Origin of the sequence: Nocardia asiatica NBRC 100129, from assembly GCF_000308415.1 — a bacterium.
In the GTDB taxonomy this organism is placed as follows: Bacteria; Actinomycetota; Actinomycetes; order Mycobacteriales; family Mycobacteriaceae; genus Nocardia; species Nocardia asiatica.
In genome coordinates this window covers 1-17,637 of sequence record NZ_BAFS01000256.1, presented here as the reverse complement: position 1 = coordinate 17,637, position 17,637 = coordinate 1, and the positions used below count along the sequence as shown (strand labels likewise).

The following is a 17,637-nucleotide window of genomic DNA, read 5'->3' as shown; positions in this document are numbered from 1 at the left end:
GTGGCGAATCCGTACGGCGGGCCCGGCGCCCGGATGTACCGCACCGGCGACATCGTCCGGTGGAATGCGCAGCGCACCCTGGAATACGTCGGCCGCAGCGACTTCCAGGTCAAGATCCGTGGCCAGCGCATCGAACTCGGTGAGATCGATGCCGCGCTGCTCACGCATCCGGCCGTGGCTGCGGCGGTGACCGTCAGCCGCACCGGGCCCGGCGGCCGGCCGCTGCTCGCCGCCTACATCGTGACCGAAGCCGCGACCCGCGTGGAACCGGCCACCGTGCTCGATCACGTCGCGGCGGTCCTGCCCGCGCACATGGTGCCGTCGGTGCTCACCGTGCTCGACCGCATGCCGATCACCTCGACCGGCAAGGTCGATCGAAAAGCGCTGCCGGAACCGGTCTTCGAACCCGCCGCGGACGACGCCGTCGCGGCGTCGACCGAGCTGGAGCGCATCATCGCGGCCGCGTTCGCGGATGTGCTCGGGATCGGATCGGTCGGCGTCACCACCTCGTTCTTCAGCCTCGGCGGCGACTCCATCCTGTCGATCCAGCTGGCTTCCCGGTTGAAATCCGCGGGTGTCGTCGTGACGGCGCGCGACATCTTCGAGCACAAGACCGTCCGCGGCCTGGCTCGGGTGGCCGCGGCCGCCGAACGGGTCACGCTGGAGGAATTGCCGGGCGGCGGCGTGGGCGAGATTCCCTTCACGCCGGTCGTCTCCTGGTTCACCGAGCGTCTCGGCGCCGCCCCGCGGTTCGCCCAGTCGATGCTGGTGCGCCTGCCGGGCGACGCGCGCGTGGCGGACGTGACCGCCACGGTGCGGGCGGTGCTGGAACAGCACGACATGTTGCGCGCCACGCTGCGCGAAGACCGGCTCGAAGTGCCGCGGGCGGACGCGGCCGACGCCGCGGGCGCGGTGCTCACCCGCGTCTTCCGCGCCGACGAGGCGCCGGGCAGCGCCGGTTTCACCGCGGTGGTGGAAGCGGCGCTGGCCGAGGCATCCGACCGGCTCGACCCGGCCGAGGGCCGGATGATGCAGGTCGCCTGTCTGCTGCCGGAACCGGGCCTCGAGGCCGAAGCGCGGGCGCTCGTCGTCGTGCACCATCTCGCCGTCGACGGCGTGTCCTGGCGGATTCTGGTGCCCGACCTCGCCACTGCCTGGCAGCAGGTCACGCGCGGACGAGCGGTGGAGCTGCCCGCGCAGGGCACGTCCATGCGGCGGTGGGCGCACGCGCTCACCGAGGCCGCCGCGGCCCGCGCCGACGAGTTCGAGTTGTGGCACCGGATGGGCGCGGCGGCCGATCCGCTGTTGGGCAGCGCGGTGCTGGACCCTGCTCTCGACACCCAGTCGACGGTGCGCAGTCTGACGGTGTCCCTGCCGGTGGAGGTCACCTCGGCCTTGCTCGACGCGGTGCCGAGGGCCGCCCACGGCACTGTCGACGATGCGCTGCTGGCCGGTCTGGCCGTGGCCGCGACGCGCTGGCGCCACCGCCGCGGTATCGCGCACTCGGGATTGAAAGTCCTGCTGGAGGGCCATGGGCGCGCGGAGCAGATCGCCGAGGGCGCGGATGTCTCGCGCACGGTCGGGTGGTTCACCAACACCTATCCGGTCGCACTGGACGTCAGCGGCGTCGCCGCCGACGATCTCCGCGCCGCGGTGAAGCGCGTGAAAGACCAGTTGCGCGAGATCCCGGACAAGGGGATCGGTTACGGCTTGCTGCGCTATCTGCACCCGGGCACGGCCGACCGGCTCGCGGCGCTGCCGGAGCCGCAGATCAGCTTCAACAACCTCGGCCGGGTCGGCGTCGATCTGACGACGCTGTCGGACCTCGCCTGGATTCCGACCGACGAGCCGTTCGACCGGCGCGCTGCCTTCGATCCGGACATGCCCGCCGCGGCGGCCCTCACCATCGACGCGCACATCGTGGACACCGAGGCGGGGCCATGCCTGTCCGCGCACGTCGGTTACGCCTCCCGTCTGCTGGAGCACGACGACGTGGCCGAACTCGTCGACGAATGGGTCGCCGCGGTGACCGGCATCGCCGCCGCGGCCCGTGCGGACGGGGACTGGGGCTTCTCACCGGCCGATATCCCGCTCGTCGAGGTCACCCAGTCCGATCTGGACACCTTCGCCGGACGTTACGGAGCCCTCGGCGACATCTGGTCGCTGGCGCCGCTGCAGGCGGGGCTGCTGTTCCACGCCGAACTCGCCGCGGGCGATCTCGACGTCTACACCGCACAGTCGACGCTCGCCCTCGCCGGCGTGATCGATGAGCGCCGCCTCGAACGTTCGGCGAAGGCTCTGCTCGAGCGCCATCCCAACCTGCGAGCCGCCTTCGTCCGCACGGCCGACGGCATCCCGGCACAGGTGATCCCGGCCGAAGCGGTCGTGCGCTGGCGGCGGGTCGACCTGCGCGAGGGCACGACCCCGGAGGAACTGATCGCGGCCGAGCGCGCGGTCCCGTTCGACCCCGCCGATCCGCCGCTGCTGCGGTTGCTGCTGATCGCCGTGGCGCCACAGGACTTCCGGCTGGTGCTGACCGCCCACCACCTGCTGCTGGACGGCTGGTCGTTGCCGTTGCTGTGGCGCGAGCTGATCGGTCTGTACGCGGTGGACGCGCGCGCGGAGGCGCTGCCCGCCGCGGCGTCCTACCGCAGCTACCTGGAATGGCTGCAGCGGCGCGACCCCTCCGCCGGGATCGAGGTGTGGCGAGAGGCGCTGCGCGAGTTCACCGAACCCACGGTGGTCGCCGACGCGCGGACGCACACGACGGTCGGCATCCCGGTCGACCTGGCCGTCGTGCTGGACCGGACGGCCACCGCGGAGCTGGTGGAGTTCGCCCGCGCACGGGCGGTGACCATGGCGACCATCGTGCAATTCGCCTGGGCGGCGGTTCTGGGCAACCTGCTCGGCGTCGAGCGAGTGGTGTTCGGCGGCACGGTCTCGGGACGTCCGGCCGAACTGCCGGGCGTGGAGTCGATGGTCGGTTTGTTCATCAATACGATTCCGGTGGCCGTGCACGTCCCGCGGTCCTCGACCATCGAGGACGCGCTGCTGCGGTTGCAGGCGGACAACACCCGGCTGCTCGATCATCACGACGTCGAACTGTCGCGGATCCTGTCGGCCGCCGACGCCGCCCAGCTGTTCGACACCTTGGTCGTCTTCGAGTCGTATCCGGTCGACAGCAGCGGGCTGGGGGAGGCGGACATCGACGGCATGCGGGTGGTCGGGGCGGACGGCAGCGACGCCGCCCATTACCCGATCACGGTGCAGGCCCACCAGACCGACCGGCTGCACGTCATGATCCGCTACCAGCAGGCCCGCGTGGACGAGCGGACCGCCGCGGGTCTGGCCGAACGTCTGGAAACCGTACTGCGCGCCATCACGACCGACCCGCGGGCGCGGCTGGGTGAGGTGGACCTGGTGTCCGCGAGCGAGCGCCGCGCCCTGGTGCCCGCCACGGGCGGACGGGCCGAATCGCCGCGTCTGCTGCCGGAATTGCTGGCCGCCGGCGTCGCGGTGGACCACGATGCGCCCGCGGTGGTTTCGGATGGGCGAACGCTGTCCTACGCCGAGTTGGATGCCTGGTCGAACCGCGTCGCGCGTGAGCTGATCGACTGGGGCGTCGGGCCGGGTGATCAGGTCGCGCTGGCGATGGCGCGGTCGGTGGAGTTCGTGCTCGGCATGTGGGCCGTGGCCAAGACGGGCGCCGCCTTCCTGCCCGTGGATCCGCGGAATCCGACGGAACGCGTCGGGCACATGGTCGCCGACTCCCGGGTGCGCGTCGCGGTCACCGTCGAGGCGTCGCGAGAGCTGGTCCCGGCCGCCGTGCGGGGGCTGGTGCTCGACGATCCGCGGACCCGCGAGGCGATCGCGGCGCGGTCCTCGGCCGCGGTGACCGACGGCGATCGGCTGCGTACGCCACATGTGCGCGACACCGCCTACGTGCTGTACACCTCGGGCTCGACCGGGACGCCGAAGGGCGTGGCCGTCACCCACGAGGGGCTGGCGAATCTCGCCGCGGTGCAACGTTCCCGGTTCGGGGTGGACAGCCGGTCGCGCGTGCTGAACGCGTCCGCTCCCGGCTTCGACGTGGTGGTGCTCGAAATGCTGCTGGCGCACACCACCGGCGCGGTGCTCGTGGTGCCGCCGCCGGACGTGTTCGGCGGCCCCGACCTGGCGAAGGTCATTCGAGCGCAACGTGTCTCGCACTCGTTCCTGACGCCCAGCGTGCTGGCCACGATGTCGCCCGAGGGACTGGATTGCTTGCGGGTGCTGATGGCCGGTGGCGAGGCGGTGACGCCGGAGATCGTCACGCAATGGTCGCCGGGCCGGCGACTGCTGAACGGATACGGCCCGACCGAGACGACCATCCTGGCGGCGATCGGCGGCCCGCTGCATCCCGGCGAAACCGTCACGATCGGTGGTCCGATCGGTGGGGTCGAGGCCGTAGTGCTGGATCCCTGGCTGCGGCCGGTTCCCGTCGGCGTCGTCGGCGAGTTGTATCTCGCGGGTGTGCAGCTGGCACGCGGATACGTGAACCGGCCCGGTGGGACGTCCGGCGCGTTCGTCGCGAATCCGTTCGGCCCGGCCGGGTCACGGATGTACCGCACCGGCGACTTGGCTCGCTGGACACCGGAACACACCCTGGAATATCTGGGACGCGGCGACTTCCAGGTGAAGATCCGCGGTCAGCGGATCGAGCTCGGTGAGATCGAGTCCGTTCTCGCCGGAGAACCCGGTGTGGAGCACGCGGCCGTGGTGCTGCGCAAGGACGAGCGCGGCATCGGCCGGCTGGTCGGCTACCTGGTCGGCTCGGCGGACTTGGATCCGGAGGAGGTCCGGGCGGCCGCGCGGCTGCGCCTGCCCGCGCACATGGTGCCCGACCTGTGCACGGTGCTCGCCGAATTCCCGCTCACCAGGACCGGGAAGCTGGACCGCAGGGCGCTGCCCGAGCCGGAATTCGCCGCCGCGCGGGCCTGGGTCGCGCCGCGCACGGAGACCGAACGGCAGGTCGCGCAGGTGTTCGGCAACGTCCTGGGCATCGAACGGGTCGGCGCCACCGACAGCTTCTTCGACCTCGGCGGCAATTCGCTGTCGGCGACCCGGGTGACGGCGCAGTTGGGCACGGTGCTCGCCGTGCGCGCCGGTGTCCGCGATCTGTTCGAAGCACCGTCGGTCGCCGAACTCGCGGCACGTCTGGCGACGTCCGAACGGACGGACCGGGCGCCGCTGGTCCCGCGCGACCGCCCCGACCTGGTGCCGCTGTCGCTGGCGCAGCAGCGGATGTGGTTCCTCAATCAGCTCGACACCTCCGTCGGCGCCTACAACATCCCGCTGGTGATCCGGCTGACGGGCGAACTCGACGTCGACGCGTTGCGGCGCGCGTGCGAGCTGGTCGTAGCCCGGCACGAAGCACTGCGGACCAAGTTCCCGATGACCGACGGGACGCCGCATCAGGTGACCGTTGCCGTCGAGGAGGTGCTGCCCGCGGGTCTCACCCCGGTCGAGGTGGAGGCGGAGCGGCTGAGGGAACGGGTGCTCGCGACGGTCTCGGCGAGCTTCGACGTGACCCAGGCCCCCCCGATGCGCGTCGAGTTGTTCCGGCTCGACGTTCACGAGCACGTGCTGGTCATCGCGGTGCACCACATCTGCGCCGACGGGCAGTCCATGCTGCCGCTCGCGCGGGACGTGGCAATGGCCTATCAGGCGAGCAAACAGGGATCGGAACCGGTCTGGCCCGCCCTCGCGGTGCAGTACGCGGACTACACGCTGTGGCAACGCGAGGTGCTCGGGGACGAGCACGATCCCGGCTCGGTCATGTCGCAGCAGTTGCGCTTCTGGAAGGAAACCCTCGGCGGGCTGCCCGAACTGCTCGAATTGCCCACCGACCTGCCCCGCCCGCCGGTGGCGTCCATGCGCGGCCGGACCGTGGAATTCGAGATCTCCGCCGCGCTGCGGGAACGCGTCGGCGCGGTCGCGCGCGCGGCGAACGCGACGGTCTTCATGGTCGTGCACGCCGCGCTGACCGTCCTGCTGTCGCGATTGGCCGGTGTCGGTGACGTCGCGGTGGGCACCCCGGTGGCCGGCCGCGGTGAGCGCGAACTCGACGACCTGATCGGCATGTTCGTCAATACGCTGGTCCTGCGCTCGCGGGTGTCGTCGCGGCAGTCGTTCAGCGACCTGCTCGCGGCGACGCGGGACACGGACCTGGCCGCGTTCGCGCACGCCGACGTGCCCTTCGAGCAGGTGGTGGAGGCGCTGAACCCGCCGCGGTCCACCGCGCATCTGCCGCTGTACCAGGTGACGCTCGATGTCCAGAACCTGAGCGAGGCCGCGTTGCAGCTGCCCGGCCTCACCGTCGAGCCGGTCGAGAACGGATTCGAACCGGCGCAAGCCGATCTGAATCTGAGTCTGGTCGAACGGTCCGGTGCGCACGGACAGCCCGACGGCATCCGAGGACGCCTGACCTACGCCACCGATCTCTTCACCGAGGAGACGATGACCGGGTTCGCGCGGGCCTACGTGCGGATCCTGGAGGAGGTGACCGCGAACCCGGCGGTCGCCGTCGGGGACATCGACCTGGCCGATCCGGCGCAACGGCGCGCACTGCTCGACGCGGCCGGTGACGCGGGGGTCGCGGTTCCCGAGACGACGCTCGCGGAGCTGTTCCTCGCCCAGGCCGCCGCGCGCCCGGACGCGGTCGCGGTGACCGACGGTGCCGCGCAGCTGACCTACGCGGAGCTGGATCGGCGCGCCGCCGCGGTGGCGGCTCGGCTGGGCGAGCAGGGTGTGGGCCCGGAATCGCTGGTGGCCGTGGCATTGCCGCGCACGACCGACCTCGTGGTGGGTCTGCTCGGCGTCGTGCGCGCGGGCGCGGGATATCTGCCGCTGGACGTGGCGTATCCGCCGGAACGACTGCGGTTCGTGCTCGACGACGCCCACCCGGCCGCGGTGCTGACCACGGCGTCGCTGTCCGCGGCGGTGCCGGAGTGCGCCGCGCCGGTCGTGCTCGTCGAGGATTGCGTGCACGACGACGCGGCGGCGTCCGCTCCGGTGGTCTCGGGTGCGCGACCGGGCAACGTCGCCTACGTCATCTACACCTCGGGATCGACGGGCCGCCCGAAGGGGGTGACGGTCAGCCATCGGGAGGCGGTCACCTTGTTCACGAACGCGGCCGAGCGATTCGATCTCGGACCCGGCGACGTGTGGACGATGTTCCATTCCTACGCCTTCGATTTCGCGGTGTGGGAGATCTGGGGCGCGTTGCTGTCCGGCGGCAAGGTCGTCGTGGTCGACTACGACACCTCCAGGTCGCCGGAGGCGTTCGTGGACGTCGTGGCCCGGGAGCGCGTGACCGTGCTGAGCCAGACGCCCTCGGCGTTCTACGGCTTCGCCGAATCGGAGCGCCGCTATCGCGAATCGGGTTGTCCCTCAGGTGATCTCGCTCTGCGGTATGTCGTCTTCGGTGGCGAGGCGCTGGACGCGTCCCGGTTGCGCGACTGGTTCACGGCGCACGCGCCCGGATCCCCGCGGCTGGTGAACATGTACGGCATCACCGAGACGACCGTGCACGTGACGTTCGCCGAGGTCACGCGGGCCGAATCGAACGGCATCGGAGCGCCGCTGCCCGGCCTGCGGGTCTACGTCCTCGACGATCGCCTGCGTCCGGTGCCGATCGGCGTGGCCGGGGAGATCTACGTGGCCGGCGGCCAGCTCTCGCGTGGTTACCTGGCGGCCCCGGCGCTGACCGCGGGCCGATTCGTGGCCGATCCCTTCGGCGGCGAGGGCGCCCGGCTCTACCGATCCGGGGACGTGGGCAGGTGGCGGAAGTCCGCGCGCGGGCTGGAACTGGTGTACGTGGGCCGGGCCGACGCGCAGGTGCAGTTGCGCGGCTTCCGGATCGAGCTCGGCGAGGTGGAGTCGGCGCTGCTGCGCCACCCGCTGGTCACCCAGGCCGCGGTCACGGTGCACCGGCACGAGCGCGGCGTGGATCAGTTGATCGGTTACGTCGTCGGCGTCGACGGCCAGCAGATCGATCCGGTCGAGGTGCGTGAGACCGCCGCCCGGGTGCTGACCGGCTACATGGTTCCCGCGGCGATCATGGTGTTGCCCGCGCTGCCGTTGACGGTCAACGGCAAGCTCGATCGAAAAGCACTGCCCGCTCCGGAGTTCGAGGAATCGGCGACCGCTTTCGTCGCGCCGCGCACGCACACGGAGAAGGTGATCAGCGAGGTCTACGCGCAGGTCCTCGGTGTCCAGCGCGTGGGGATCACGGACGGATTCTTCGATCTCGGCGGCAACTCGCTGCTGGCCACGATGGTGGTGACCGAGTCGCGTACCCGCGGCGTGACCATCCAATTGCCGTGGATGTTCGACGACGCGACGCCGAAAGCCCTGGCGGCCAGGGCCGACGGCGCGGCGGGCGGCTCGGGGCTGCAAGTGTTGCTGCCGCTGCGCGCGCACGGTAGCAAGCCCGCGGTCTTCGCGGTGCACCCCGCGGGCGGGCTGGCGTGGTTCTACGGCGGAATGGTGGAACACCTGGACAAGGACCGGCCGGTCTACGGCTTGCAGGATCCGCATGTCGTGGCGGGCGAACCGAGCGCCGAATCCGTCGACCAGCTGGCCGAGCGCTATGCGCGCGAGATCCGCCGAGTGCAGCCCACCGGGCCGTACCACCTGCTGGGCTGGTCGCTGGGCGGTGCGATCGCACACGCCGTCGCGGTCCGGCTGCAGCGCGAGGGCCAGCAGGTGGGCCTGCTGGCCATGATGGACAGCGCCGTGGGCGACGAGGCGGCGCTGACCGCGGCGACGGACACCACCGGGGACGAGCCCGCACCGGCCGAATTGATGGCCGACCTGCTCGGTGGCTGGCGTGAACTGTTCGCCCTGGGCGCCGAGGTCACCGCGGACACCCACGAGCAGGCGTGGGCGGTGATCCGCGACCAGGTGACCGCCACGGGGATGTTCACCGCCGAACAGGTGGACCGGGTGATGGAGAGCTTCGAGACCGCGGGCGGCATCGCCCAGCGGTATCGACCCGCCGTCTTCGATGGTGACCTGGTCTTCTTCACCGCGGGAAAGGACCGCGCGGACCACGACGCCGTCGTGCGGACGTGGCGGCCGTTCATCACCGGCGACCTGCACAACACGGTCGTCGACGCACGACATCTCGAATTGACCCACCCGCACGCACTGGCCGTCATCGGCCCGATTCTCGAAAGGTTCTCGAACGAATGCTGAAGACTCTCCAGCAACTCCAGCAACTCAGGCTCGACGACGGCAGGACGGTGACCTGCACGAGTCCGGCGGAGGCGCGGATGTTGTGGGGCGAGATGTCGACCCATGGGTTCTACCGGCGGGCCGCGGCGCGCCTGCGGCCGGGGGACCTCGCACTAGATATCGGCGCGAACATCGGATTGAGCGCGATGATGTTCGCCGACACCTGCCCGGCGGTTCGGGTGATCGCCGCCGAGCCCGCTCCGCCCACCTTCGATTGCCTGGCGCGCAATATGGCCGCTCACGTGCCGGACGGCGTGCCGCTGCGAGTCGCGGTCGGGGCCGCGCCCGGAAGCGCGCCGTTCACCTGGTATCCGCGGGCGTCGGCGAACTCCGGTCTCTATGCCGACCGCGCGGCCGACGACGCGGCCACCGAGATCTACCTGCGTAACAGCGGACTCGACAACGAGGCGATAGCACTGATCACGGCCGGGTTGCACGAGGGCGAATGCATCGACGTCGAGGTCACCACCGTTTCGGCGATTCTCGGCGAGTACGGCCGGAATGCGGAGGTCGGGTTGCTCAAAGTCGATGTCGAGCGAGCGGAACTCGACGTCTTGCACGGCATCGCCGCCGCGGACTGGCCGCGGATTCGTGCCGTCGTCGCCGAGGTGCACGACCGGGACGATCGCTTGGCGCAGTGCTGCGAACTGTTGCGCAGGCACGGCCTGATCGCCCGAACTCGGCAGGACCCGAGCCTGATCGGAACCGAATTGCACGAAATCTACGCTGTTCGGGCGGATCTCGCCTGACGGGTTCCGCGCCGCCACCGGAAACGAAGACGCCGACCCGGCACGGGAACAGTCCTGAAACATCCGGGACTGTTCCCGTGCCGGTTTCCTTCCGGCGATCCGGTGACGAAAGCTGCCTCGGCGGTGGGTCAGAAGGCGGCTTCGTCGAGTTCCATGACGCTGATGTCGACGTCGGAGATCACCGACCAATCGGCGCTCAGGTGTGGCAGGACGGTCTTGGCGAAGAACGACGCGACTGCGACTTTGCCCTGGTAGAAAGCCCGGTCCTGCTCGCTCGGGGCGCCATCGAGTGCGGCCGAGGCGATTTCGGCCGCGACGATCAGTCGCCAGGCGACGAGCAGGTCGCCGACGGCGAGCAGGAATCGGACGGAATTCAGGCCGATCTTGTACAGCTCGGTGGGGTGCTCCTGCGCGGCGAGCAGATGCTGGGTGAAGCGGCCCGCCATGTCCTGGACGTCTTCGAGCGCGGTGGCGAGCAGGATCTTCTCGGCCTTGAGCCGGCCGTCACCGGCGGAGGATTGCGCCGTGTCCCGGATCTTGCCCGCCAGGTGGGCGAGTGCGACGCCGCGGTCGCGGGCGATCTTGCGGAAGAAGAAGTCCTGCGCCTGGATGGCGGTGGTGCCCTCGTAGAGGGAGTCGATCTTCGCGTCGCGGATGTACTGCTCGATCGGGTAGTCCTGCAGGAAGCCGGAACCACCGAGGGTCTGCAGCGACTCGGTGAGGTACTGGTAGGCCCGCTCGGAGCCCACACCCTTGACGATCGGCAGCAGCAGGTCGTTGACCCGCGCGGCCAACTCCGCATCAGCGCCCGAGATATGTCGCGCTACGACGTCGTTCTGGTGACCGGCGGTGTAGAGGTAGATCGCCCGCAGGCCCTCGGCGTACGCCTTCTGCATCATCAGCGACCGGCGCACGTCCGCGTGGCGGGTGATGGTCACCTTCGGCGCGGTCTTGTCCGCCATCCGGGTCAGGTCGCTGCCCTGCACGCGGGTCTTCGCGTATTCGAGGGCGTTGAGGTACCCGGTGGACAGTGTGGCGATGGCCTTGGTGCCCACCATCATGCGGGCTTCTTCGATGACCTCGAACATCTGCGCGATGCCGTTGTGCACCTCGCCGACCAGCCAGCCCTTGGCCGGGATGCCGTGGCCGCCGAAGGTGACCTCACAGGTGGCCGACGCTTTCAGGCCCATCTTGTGTTCGACGTTGGTGACGAAGACGCCGTTGCGCTCGCCCAGCTCGCCGGTCTCGTGGTCGAAGTGGAACTTCGGCACGAAGAACAGCGACAGGCCCTTGGTGCCCGGGCCCGCGCCCTCGGGGCGGGCCAGCACCAGGTGCGCGATGTTCGGGAACAGGTCGTCGGAGTCGGCGGAGGTGATGAACCGCTTGACGCCTTCGATGTGCCAGGTGCCGTCTTCCTGCTCGATCGCCTTGGTGCGTCCGGCGCCGACATCGGAACCGGCGTCGGGCTCGGTGAGCACCATGGTGGCGCCCCAGCCGCGTTCGGTCATGAACTGGGCCCAGCGCCGCTGTTGCCCGGTGCCGATGCCGTACATGATGTGGGCCATCATCGGGCCGGTCAGGTACATGTAGGCCGCCGGCTGTGCCCCGAGGACGAATTCGCTGATCGCCCAGCTGACCATCGCGGGGGCGGGCACACCGCCGATCGCCTCGGCCTTGCCGACGCGCCACCATTCGGCGTCGTACCAGGCGCGCACGGCCTTCTTGAACGGGTCCGGCAGGCTGACCGAGTGGGTGGCCGCGTCGAAAACCGGGGGAGTGCGGTCGGTTTCGGCGAACGGTTCGGCGACCGGCCCTTCGGCCAAGCGCGCGGCCTCCGACAGCATCGACCGCACGGTGTCGCCGTCCAGGTCGCCGAATGCTCCGGAGCGGAGGATGTCGTCGAGTCCGTACACCTCGAACAGGTTGAACTCGAGGTCACGCACGTTGCTCTTGTAATGGCTCACGAGCCAACGCCTTTCGAGAAGCGGCCGGTCTACCGGCAAGGGGGTTCGGCGGGCGCACGCACAGGGTGATCGCCCACGGCACACTGTGCGGCACCGGTGTCCCGAAATCAACCAGATGTTAATGACCACTAAGTAGATGGTCGAGTGTCCTACTGGATTCAATCCGCTGATAGCCGGTAATTGCGGGAAATATGTTAATCACTGCTAAGTGGTGTAAATCACTGCGCGGATACGCGGCCGGGGACCCGGGCCGTTTCGATCCGCTCGCCGATCGCCACGAGAACGTCGACGAGGTCGGCGCGCTGCCGGAAGCGCGGATTGCGTACGGCGTCGATGACGACGGTGGCGACGGCGCGGCTGAGCACCCGCGCGGCCGGAGCGGACAAGTCCGGCCGCACGACCTGCAGCATGCGGGCCCACTGGGCGATGCCGTCCAGGCGCACCCTGCGGTAGCGCTGTACCGCCTCGCCCGGCAGGTGCCGGATCTCGCTGACGGTGATCGCGAGCAGATCGGGTTCGTCCACACCCAACTGCGCGAAGCTGCGCATGAGTGAGCGCAAGGACTCCTCGGCGCTGCGGCCCTCGGCGATGGCCCGGGCCAGCAGTAGTCGCAGCCACTCGTCCTGGCGCCGGACGATCTGGTCGAGTAGCTCGGCTTTGCTCGAGAAATGGTGGTACAGGGCGGGTCCGGTGACGCCGACGGCCGCGCCGATGTCCTCGATGCCGACGGCGGCGTAGCCGCGGGTGCTGAACAGTCGCGCCGCCTCGGCGAGCATCCGCTCCGACCGCAGCGCTCGGTCCAGTGCGGTGTTGCCGGTCTCCGCGCGTGGCGGCCGATTCGGCGCATGCCCCGCCGGACGCTCGGGCATCTCGGTCGTGATCACAGCCGCGACGGCGGCGTCGAGCACCTGCGCGGCCGCGGGCGCGGGCAGCTCGGCGCGGTGATAGGAGGGGCTGACCGCGATCGACAGCACGCACCAGCTCAGCAGCTCGACGTCCGCGGCGCTCAGTTCGGGACGGCGCAGGCGGATCGTGTGCCGCAGGTACCGGGTGAGCCGCGCGGCGCGGACCAGTACCGCGGTCTTGTCGGCGGTGGTCAGGTTGCGGAACTCGAGCTGCCACAGTCGCGGCAGGCCGCGCAGTTCGAGCGCGACCCGGACCAGTTCGGCCAGGACCGCGGCACCGGAATCGTCGGAGCGGAACGCGGCGTCCATCCGGTCGAGGGTGTCGTCCAGTCCCACCAGCAGGCACTGTCCCAGGAGTTGCTGCTTGTTGCGGAAGTGCCGGTACAGCGCCGTCGCCGAGATGCCGACCGCTGCCGCGATGTCGGCCATCGTCGTGCCGTAGTAGCCGCCGTGTGTGAAGGCGTCGACCGCGGCGCGCAGGATCATCTCACGCCGGTGCGGTGGTCTGCGCCTCGACTGTGCGCCGTTCGTCTGCGTGCCCATCGCGGTCAGTGTCGCGTATCCGGCAGTCGACGGCGGGGCCGGGCCGCGCGATCGGCACCGGCGCGGTAGGTAAGGTCTGAAGCGTCGTGGAACGGACTCCACGATGCAGCCGCCGAACAGCTTCGCGCGGACGCGCCGCCCTGTCGAACGAAGAGAGCTGATTGATGCCGACCTCCACAGCGCGTGCACAGATCGGGGTCACCGGTCTGGCGGTCATGGGTAGCAACATCGCACGGAACTTCGCCAGGAACGGTTATACCGTCGCGCTGCACAACCGCTCCGTCGCCAAGACCGACGCACTGCTCGAGGCGCACGGCGAGGACGGCGACTTCGTGCGGACCGAGACGATCGAGGAGTTCGTCGCCGCGCTGGAGAAGCCGCGCCGGGTGCTGATCATGGTGAAGGCCGGCGCCGCGACCGACGCGGTCATCGAGGAACTGGCGGCCGCGATGGAACCGGGCGACATCATCATCGACGGCGGAAACGCCCTCTACACCGACACCATTCGCCGCGAAGCCGCCATGCGTGAGCGCGGGCTGAATTTCGTCGGCGCGGGTATCTCCGGTGGTGAGGAGGGTGCGCTCAACGGCCCCGCGATCATGCCCGGCGGCCCCAAGGAGTCCTACGACTCGCTCGGCCCGCTGCTGGAGTCCATCGCGGCGAAGGTCGACGGCACGCCCTGCTGCACCCATATCGGCCCGGACGGCTCCGGACATTTCGTCAAGATGGTGCACAACGGCATCGAGTACGCCGACATGCAGTTGATCGGCGAGGCCTACCATCTGTTCCGCGACGCGCTCGGCTTCGACGCCAAGCAGATCGCCGACGTGTTCACGCAATGGAACTCCGGCGACCTGGAGAGCTATCTGGTCGAGATCACCGCCGAGGTGCTCAGCCAGGTCGACGCGAAGACCGGCAAGCCGCTCGTGGACGTCATCGTGGACGCGGCCGAACAGAAGGGCACCGGACGCTGGACGGTGAAGTCCGCGCTCGACCTCGGCGTGCCGGTCACCGGCATCGCCGAAGCGGTGTTCGCGCGGGCGCTGTCGGGTTCCCGCGGTCAGCGCCGGGCCGCGGAGGGTTTGGCGTCGGGCCGGCTGGCCGGCAAGCCCACCGATGTCGAGCAGTTCACCGAGGACATCCGTCAGGCCCTGTACGCCTCCAAGGTGGTCGCCTACGCCCAGGGCTTCGACCAGATCGCGGCGGGCAGTGCGGAATACGATTGGGGACTGCGCCCCGGTGACCTCGCGACGATCTGGCGAGGCGGCTGCATCATCCGGGCCCGGTTCCTCAACCGGATCAAGGAAGCCTACGACGAGAACCCGTCGCTGCCGAGTTTGATACTGGCGCCGTACTTCCGCGAGGCGATCGAGACCGCGATCGACAGCTGGCGCCGCGTCGTGTCCACCGCGACCCTGCTCGGCATTCCGGTGCCCGCGTTCGCGTCGTCGCTGTCGTACTACGACGCCTTGCGCGCCGAGCGTCTTCCGGCCGCGCTCACGCAGGCGCAGCGTGACTTCTTCGGCGCGCACACCTACGAACGCGTCGACGCCGAAGGCAAGTTCCACACGCTGTGGAGCGGCGACCGCAGCGAGGTTCGCGCGGACTAGCCCGTCGTGCTGCCGCGGTGCGGAACTCGTTCCCGCACCGCGGCGGCGGTAGTTCCCGCCTGCCTCAGTCCCGTGTCCCGGCGGCCCGCTCCCACGCCGCCCGGCGAAGCAGGCGTAAGCCGTTGAGTCCGACGATGACGGTTGATCCTTCGTGTCCGGCGACGCCCAGCGGAAGGGGCAGGGTGCCGGCGAGGTCCCAGACGACCAGCACGCCGATGAAGGTGGCGGCGATGGCCAGATTGGCGATCACGACCCGCCGCGCCTGCCGGGACAACGCGATCACCGCCGGGATCGTGGTCAGATCGTCCCGCACGACCACGGCATCCGCGGCCTGCAGGGTGAGATCCGATCCGGCCCCGCCCATGGCGATGCCCACCTCCGCCGCCGCGAGGGCGGGAGCGTCGTTGATGCCGTCGCCGACCACGGTCACGGTCCGCCCGTCGGCCTGCCACCGCCGCACGGCTTCCACCTTGTCGTCGGGCAGGAGTTCGGCGCGTACGTCGGTGATGCCGACCCGTGCGGCGAGCCGGTCGGCGGTGGCGCGGTTGTCGCCGGTCAGCAGCGTCGGCTCGGCGTGGATGAGTTCCGTCGTGGCGCGCACGGCCGCCGCCGCTTCCGGCCGGAGCTGGTCGGTGAGGGCCAGCACCCCGATCGGCTGGTGCGCGCAGGTCACGACCACGGCGGTGTAGCCGTCCGCCTGGAGGGCTTCGACAGTGGCTTGCCCGGTGACGAGCCCGGGGCCTGCCGTGGCGGGGGAGCCGACCCCGATGAGGTGGTCACCGACGCGGGCGGTCACGCCGCGGCCGGGGTGGGCGGTGAACTCGGTGACCTCGGGCAGGGGCAGATCCCGGCCGCGGGCCGCGCGCACGATCGCCGCCGCCAGCGGATGCTCGCTCGGGCGCTCGGCGGCCGCGGCGAGCCGGAGCAGCTCGGCATCGGTGAATCGCTCGTCCAGGCAGTGGATTTCGGCGAGTTCGGGGATGCCACGGGTCAAGGTGCCGGTCTTGTCGAAGGCGACGTGTGTGGTGGCGCCGAGCTTTTCCATGACCACGGCGGACTTGACCAGCACGCCGTGGCGGCCCGCGTTGGCGACGGCCGCCAGCAGCGGCGGCATGGTGGCCAGCACCACCGCGCAGGGGGATGCCACGATCATGAACGTCATCGCTCGCAACAGCGCCCGTTGCAGGGTGTCGCCGAGCAGCAGGGGGATGGTGAACACCGCGAGGGTGACCACCACCATGCCGATCGAGTAGCGCTGTTCCACCTTCTCGATGAAAAGCTGTGTGCGCGCCTTGGTTCGGGATGCCTGCTCGACGAGGGCCGCGATCCGCGCGACCACCGAGTCCTGCGCGCGACGATCGACGCGAATCCGTAGCGTGCCGGTGCCGTTGAGAGTGCCCGCGAACACTTCGTCACCCGCGGTCTTGTCCAGCGGTAACGGTTCGCCGGTGATCGTGGCCTGATCGACTTCGCTGCCGCCGGAGAGCACCGTCGCGTCCGCGGGGATCCGCTCGCCGGGGCGCACCACCAGCACATCCCCGACGCGCAGGTCGGCGGCGTTCACCGTCTCCTCGTCGCCGTCCTGGACGATCCGGGTCGCGGTGTCCGGGGTGAGGTCGAGCAGTCCGCGCACCGAATCCTCGGTCCGCGCGGTGGCCAGCGCTTCCAGGGCGCCGGAGGTGGCGAAGATGACGATCAGCAACGCGCCGTCGGTGATCTGGCCGATGGACGCCGCGCCGATCGCCGCGACGACCATGAGCAGGTCGACGTCGAGTGTCCGGTCCCGCAGTGCGCGCAGTCCCGACCAACCCGGCTCCCATCCGCCGGCGCCGTAGCAGGCCAGGTACAAGCCCCACCAGACCCATGGCGGGCCGCCGGCCAGCTGTACCGCCAGACCGGTGAGGAACAACAGCACGGCCGCGGCGGCCCACCGTACTTCGGGCAGGTCGGACAGCCGAGTCCGGCGCGCGGGCACGAGACCGGATGCCGGAGTCGGACGGGTCGGCGCGAGAGTCGGCGCGGCCACAGGTCACCTCCAAGACGTCTACGAACGACGACCCGACCATATCAGAAAACATGAACATGTCTTCATTTGTTCCTAGAGTATGCTTGTGCCTTATGGGACATGGCGTCGAGGGCAGGGACCGCCCTGTCGCGCGCCTGGATCCGGAATCGGCGGCCCACGTGGCGACCACTCTGCAGGCACTGGCCACCCCCAGCCGGTTGATGATCCTCACGGAACTGCGCCAGGGCCCGCTGTCGGTGAGCGCGCTGGCCGATGCCATCGGCATGGAACAGTCCGCTGTCTCCCACCAGCTCCGGCTGCTGCGCAATCTGGGCCTGGTCACCGGAACGCGCACCGGCCGCAGCATCGTCTACAGCCTCTACGACAACCACGTCGCCCAACTCCTGGACGAGGCCATCTACCACAGCGAACACCTGCGTCTCGGATTGTCCGACCGCCCCGAGACCGTGGGCTGACGCCGCCGCGGCGAGGCCGGTCCACCCTTCGTGCCGCGTGACCGGGAACTGGCGCGGTGGGTGCGGCGGCGGAGTGCGCCGGCTGGTGGGTCCTACAGTTTGTAGC

General features: G+C 70.1%; 7 protein-coding genes. 4 read left to right on the top strand and 3 right to left on the bottom strand.

The window, feature by feature from the left end; translation table 11 throughout:
* Positions 1 to 33: 33 nt before the first annotated feature.
* Entirely contained in the window at positions 34 to 9,240 is a 9,207-nt protein-coding gene (locus ON27_RS24870) for a non-ribosomal peptide synthetase (RefSeq protein WP_218003036.1), read from the top strand.
* Complete coding sequence (locus ON27_RS24865; RefSeq protein WP_043732706.1) at positions 9,234 to 10,028, top strand: FkbM family methyltransferase; 795 nt, start codon at positions 9,234 to 9,236, stop codon at positions 10,026 to 10,028. Before ON27_RS24870 ends, ON27_RS24865 begins: the two co-directional genes overlap by 7 nt.
* A gap of 128 nt (positions 10,029 to 10,156) precedes the next feature.
* Here the strand turns inward: ON27_RS24865 and ON27_RS24860 are convergent, their stop codons facing one another.
* A complete protein-coding gene (locus ON27_RS24860) occupies positions 10,157 to 11,992 on the bottom strand; it encodes an acyl-CoA dehydrogenase (protein ID WP_043732704.1) in 1,836 nt (611 codons plus the stop codon).
* Between the two features lie 218 nt (positions 11,993 to 12,210).
* A complete protein-coding gene (locus ON27_RS24855; protein WP_083887797.1) occupies positions 12,211 to 13,440 on the bottom strand; it encodes a TetR/AcrR family transcriptional regulator in 1,230 nt (409 codons plus the stop codon).
* A 164-nt stretch (positions 13,441 to 13,604) separates the two neighbouring features.
* On the opposite strand from ON27_RS24855, the gene gnd reads away from it, so the two are divergent.
* Positions 13,605 to 15,050: an NADP-dependent phosphogluconate dehydrogenase gene (gnd, locus tag ON27_RS24850; RefSeq protein WP_043732701.1), complete on the top strand. Its 1,446-nt coding sequence runs from the start codon at positions 13,605 to 13,607 to the stop codon at positions 15,048 to 15,050.
* Between the two features lie 64 nt (positions 15,051 to 15,114).
* On the opposite strand, the gene ON27_RS24845 is transcribed toward gnd, so the two are convergent.
* The gene (locus ON27_RS24845) at positions 15,115 to 17,076 is read right to left on the bottom strand and encodes a heavy metal translocating P-type ATPase (RefSeq protein ID WP_043732698.1); all 1,962 of its coding nucleotides are present in this window, start codon (positions 17,074 to 17,076) and stop codon (positions 15,115 to 15,117) included.
* Positions 17,077 to 17,168: 92 nt separating this feature from the next.
* On the opposite strand from ON27_RS24845, the gene ON27_RS24840 reads away from it, so the two are divergent.
* Positions 17,169 to 17,531: an ArsR/SmtB family transcription factor gene (locus ON27_RS24840; protein ID WP_043732694.1), complete on the top strand. Its 363-nt coding sequence runs from the start codon at positions 17,169 to 17,171 to the stop codon at positions 17,529 to 17,531.
* Positions 17,532 to 17,637 lie beyond the last annotated feature (106 nt).

What these genes read in the sequence shown, in the direction of transcription:
- ON27_RS24870 (WP_218003036.1), top strand. Translation starts at nt 34, where the DNA reads ATGTACCGCACCGGCGACATCGTCCGGTGGAATGCGCAGCGCACCCTG.
- ON27_RS24865 (WP_043732706.1), top strand. Translation starts at nt 9,234, where the DNA reads ATGCTGAAGACTCTCCAGCAACTCCAGCAACTCAGGCTCGACGACGGC.
- ON27_RS24855 (WP_083887797.1), bottom strand. Translation starts at nt 13,440, where the DNA reads ATGGGCACGCAGACGAACGGCGCACAGTCGAGGCGCAGACCACCGCAC.
- gnd (WP_043732701.1), top strand. Translation starts at nt 13,605, where the DNA reads ATGCCGACCTCCACAGCGCGTGCACAGATCGGGGTCACCGGTCTGGCG.
- ON27_RS24840 (WP_043732694.1), top strand. Translation starts at nt 17,169, where the DNA reads ATGGGACATGGCGTCGAGGGCAGGGACCGCCCTGTCGCGCGCCTGGAT.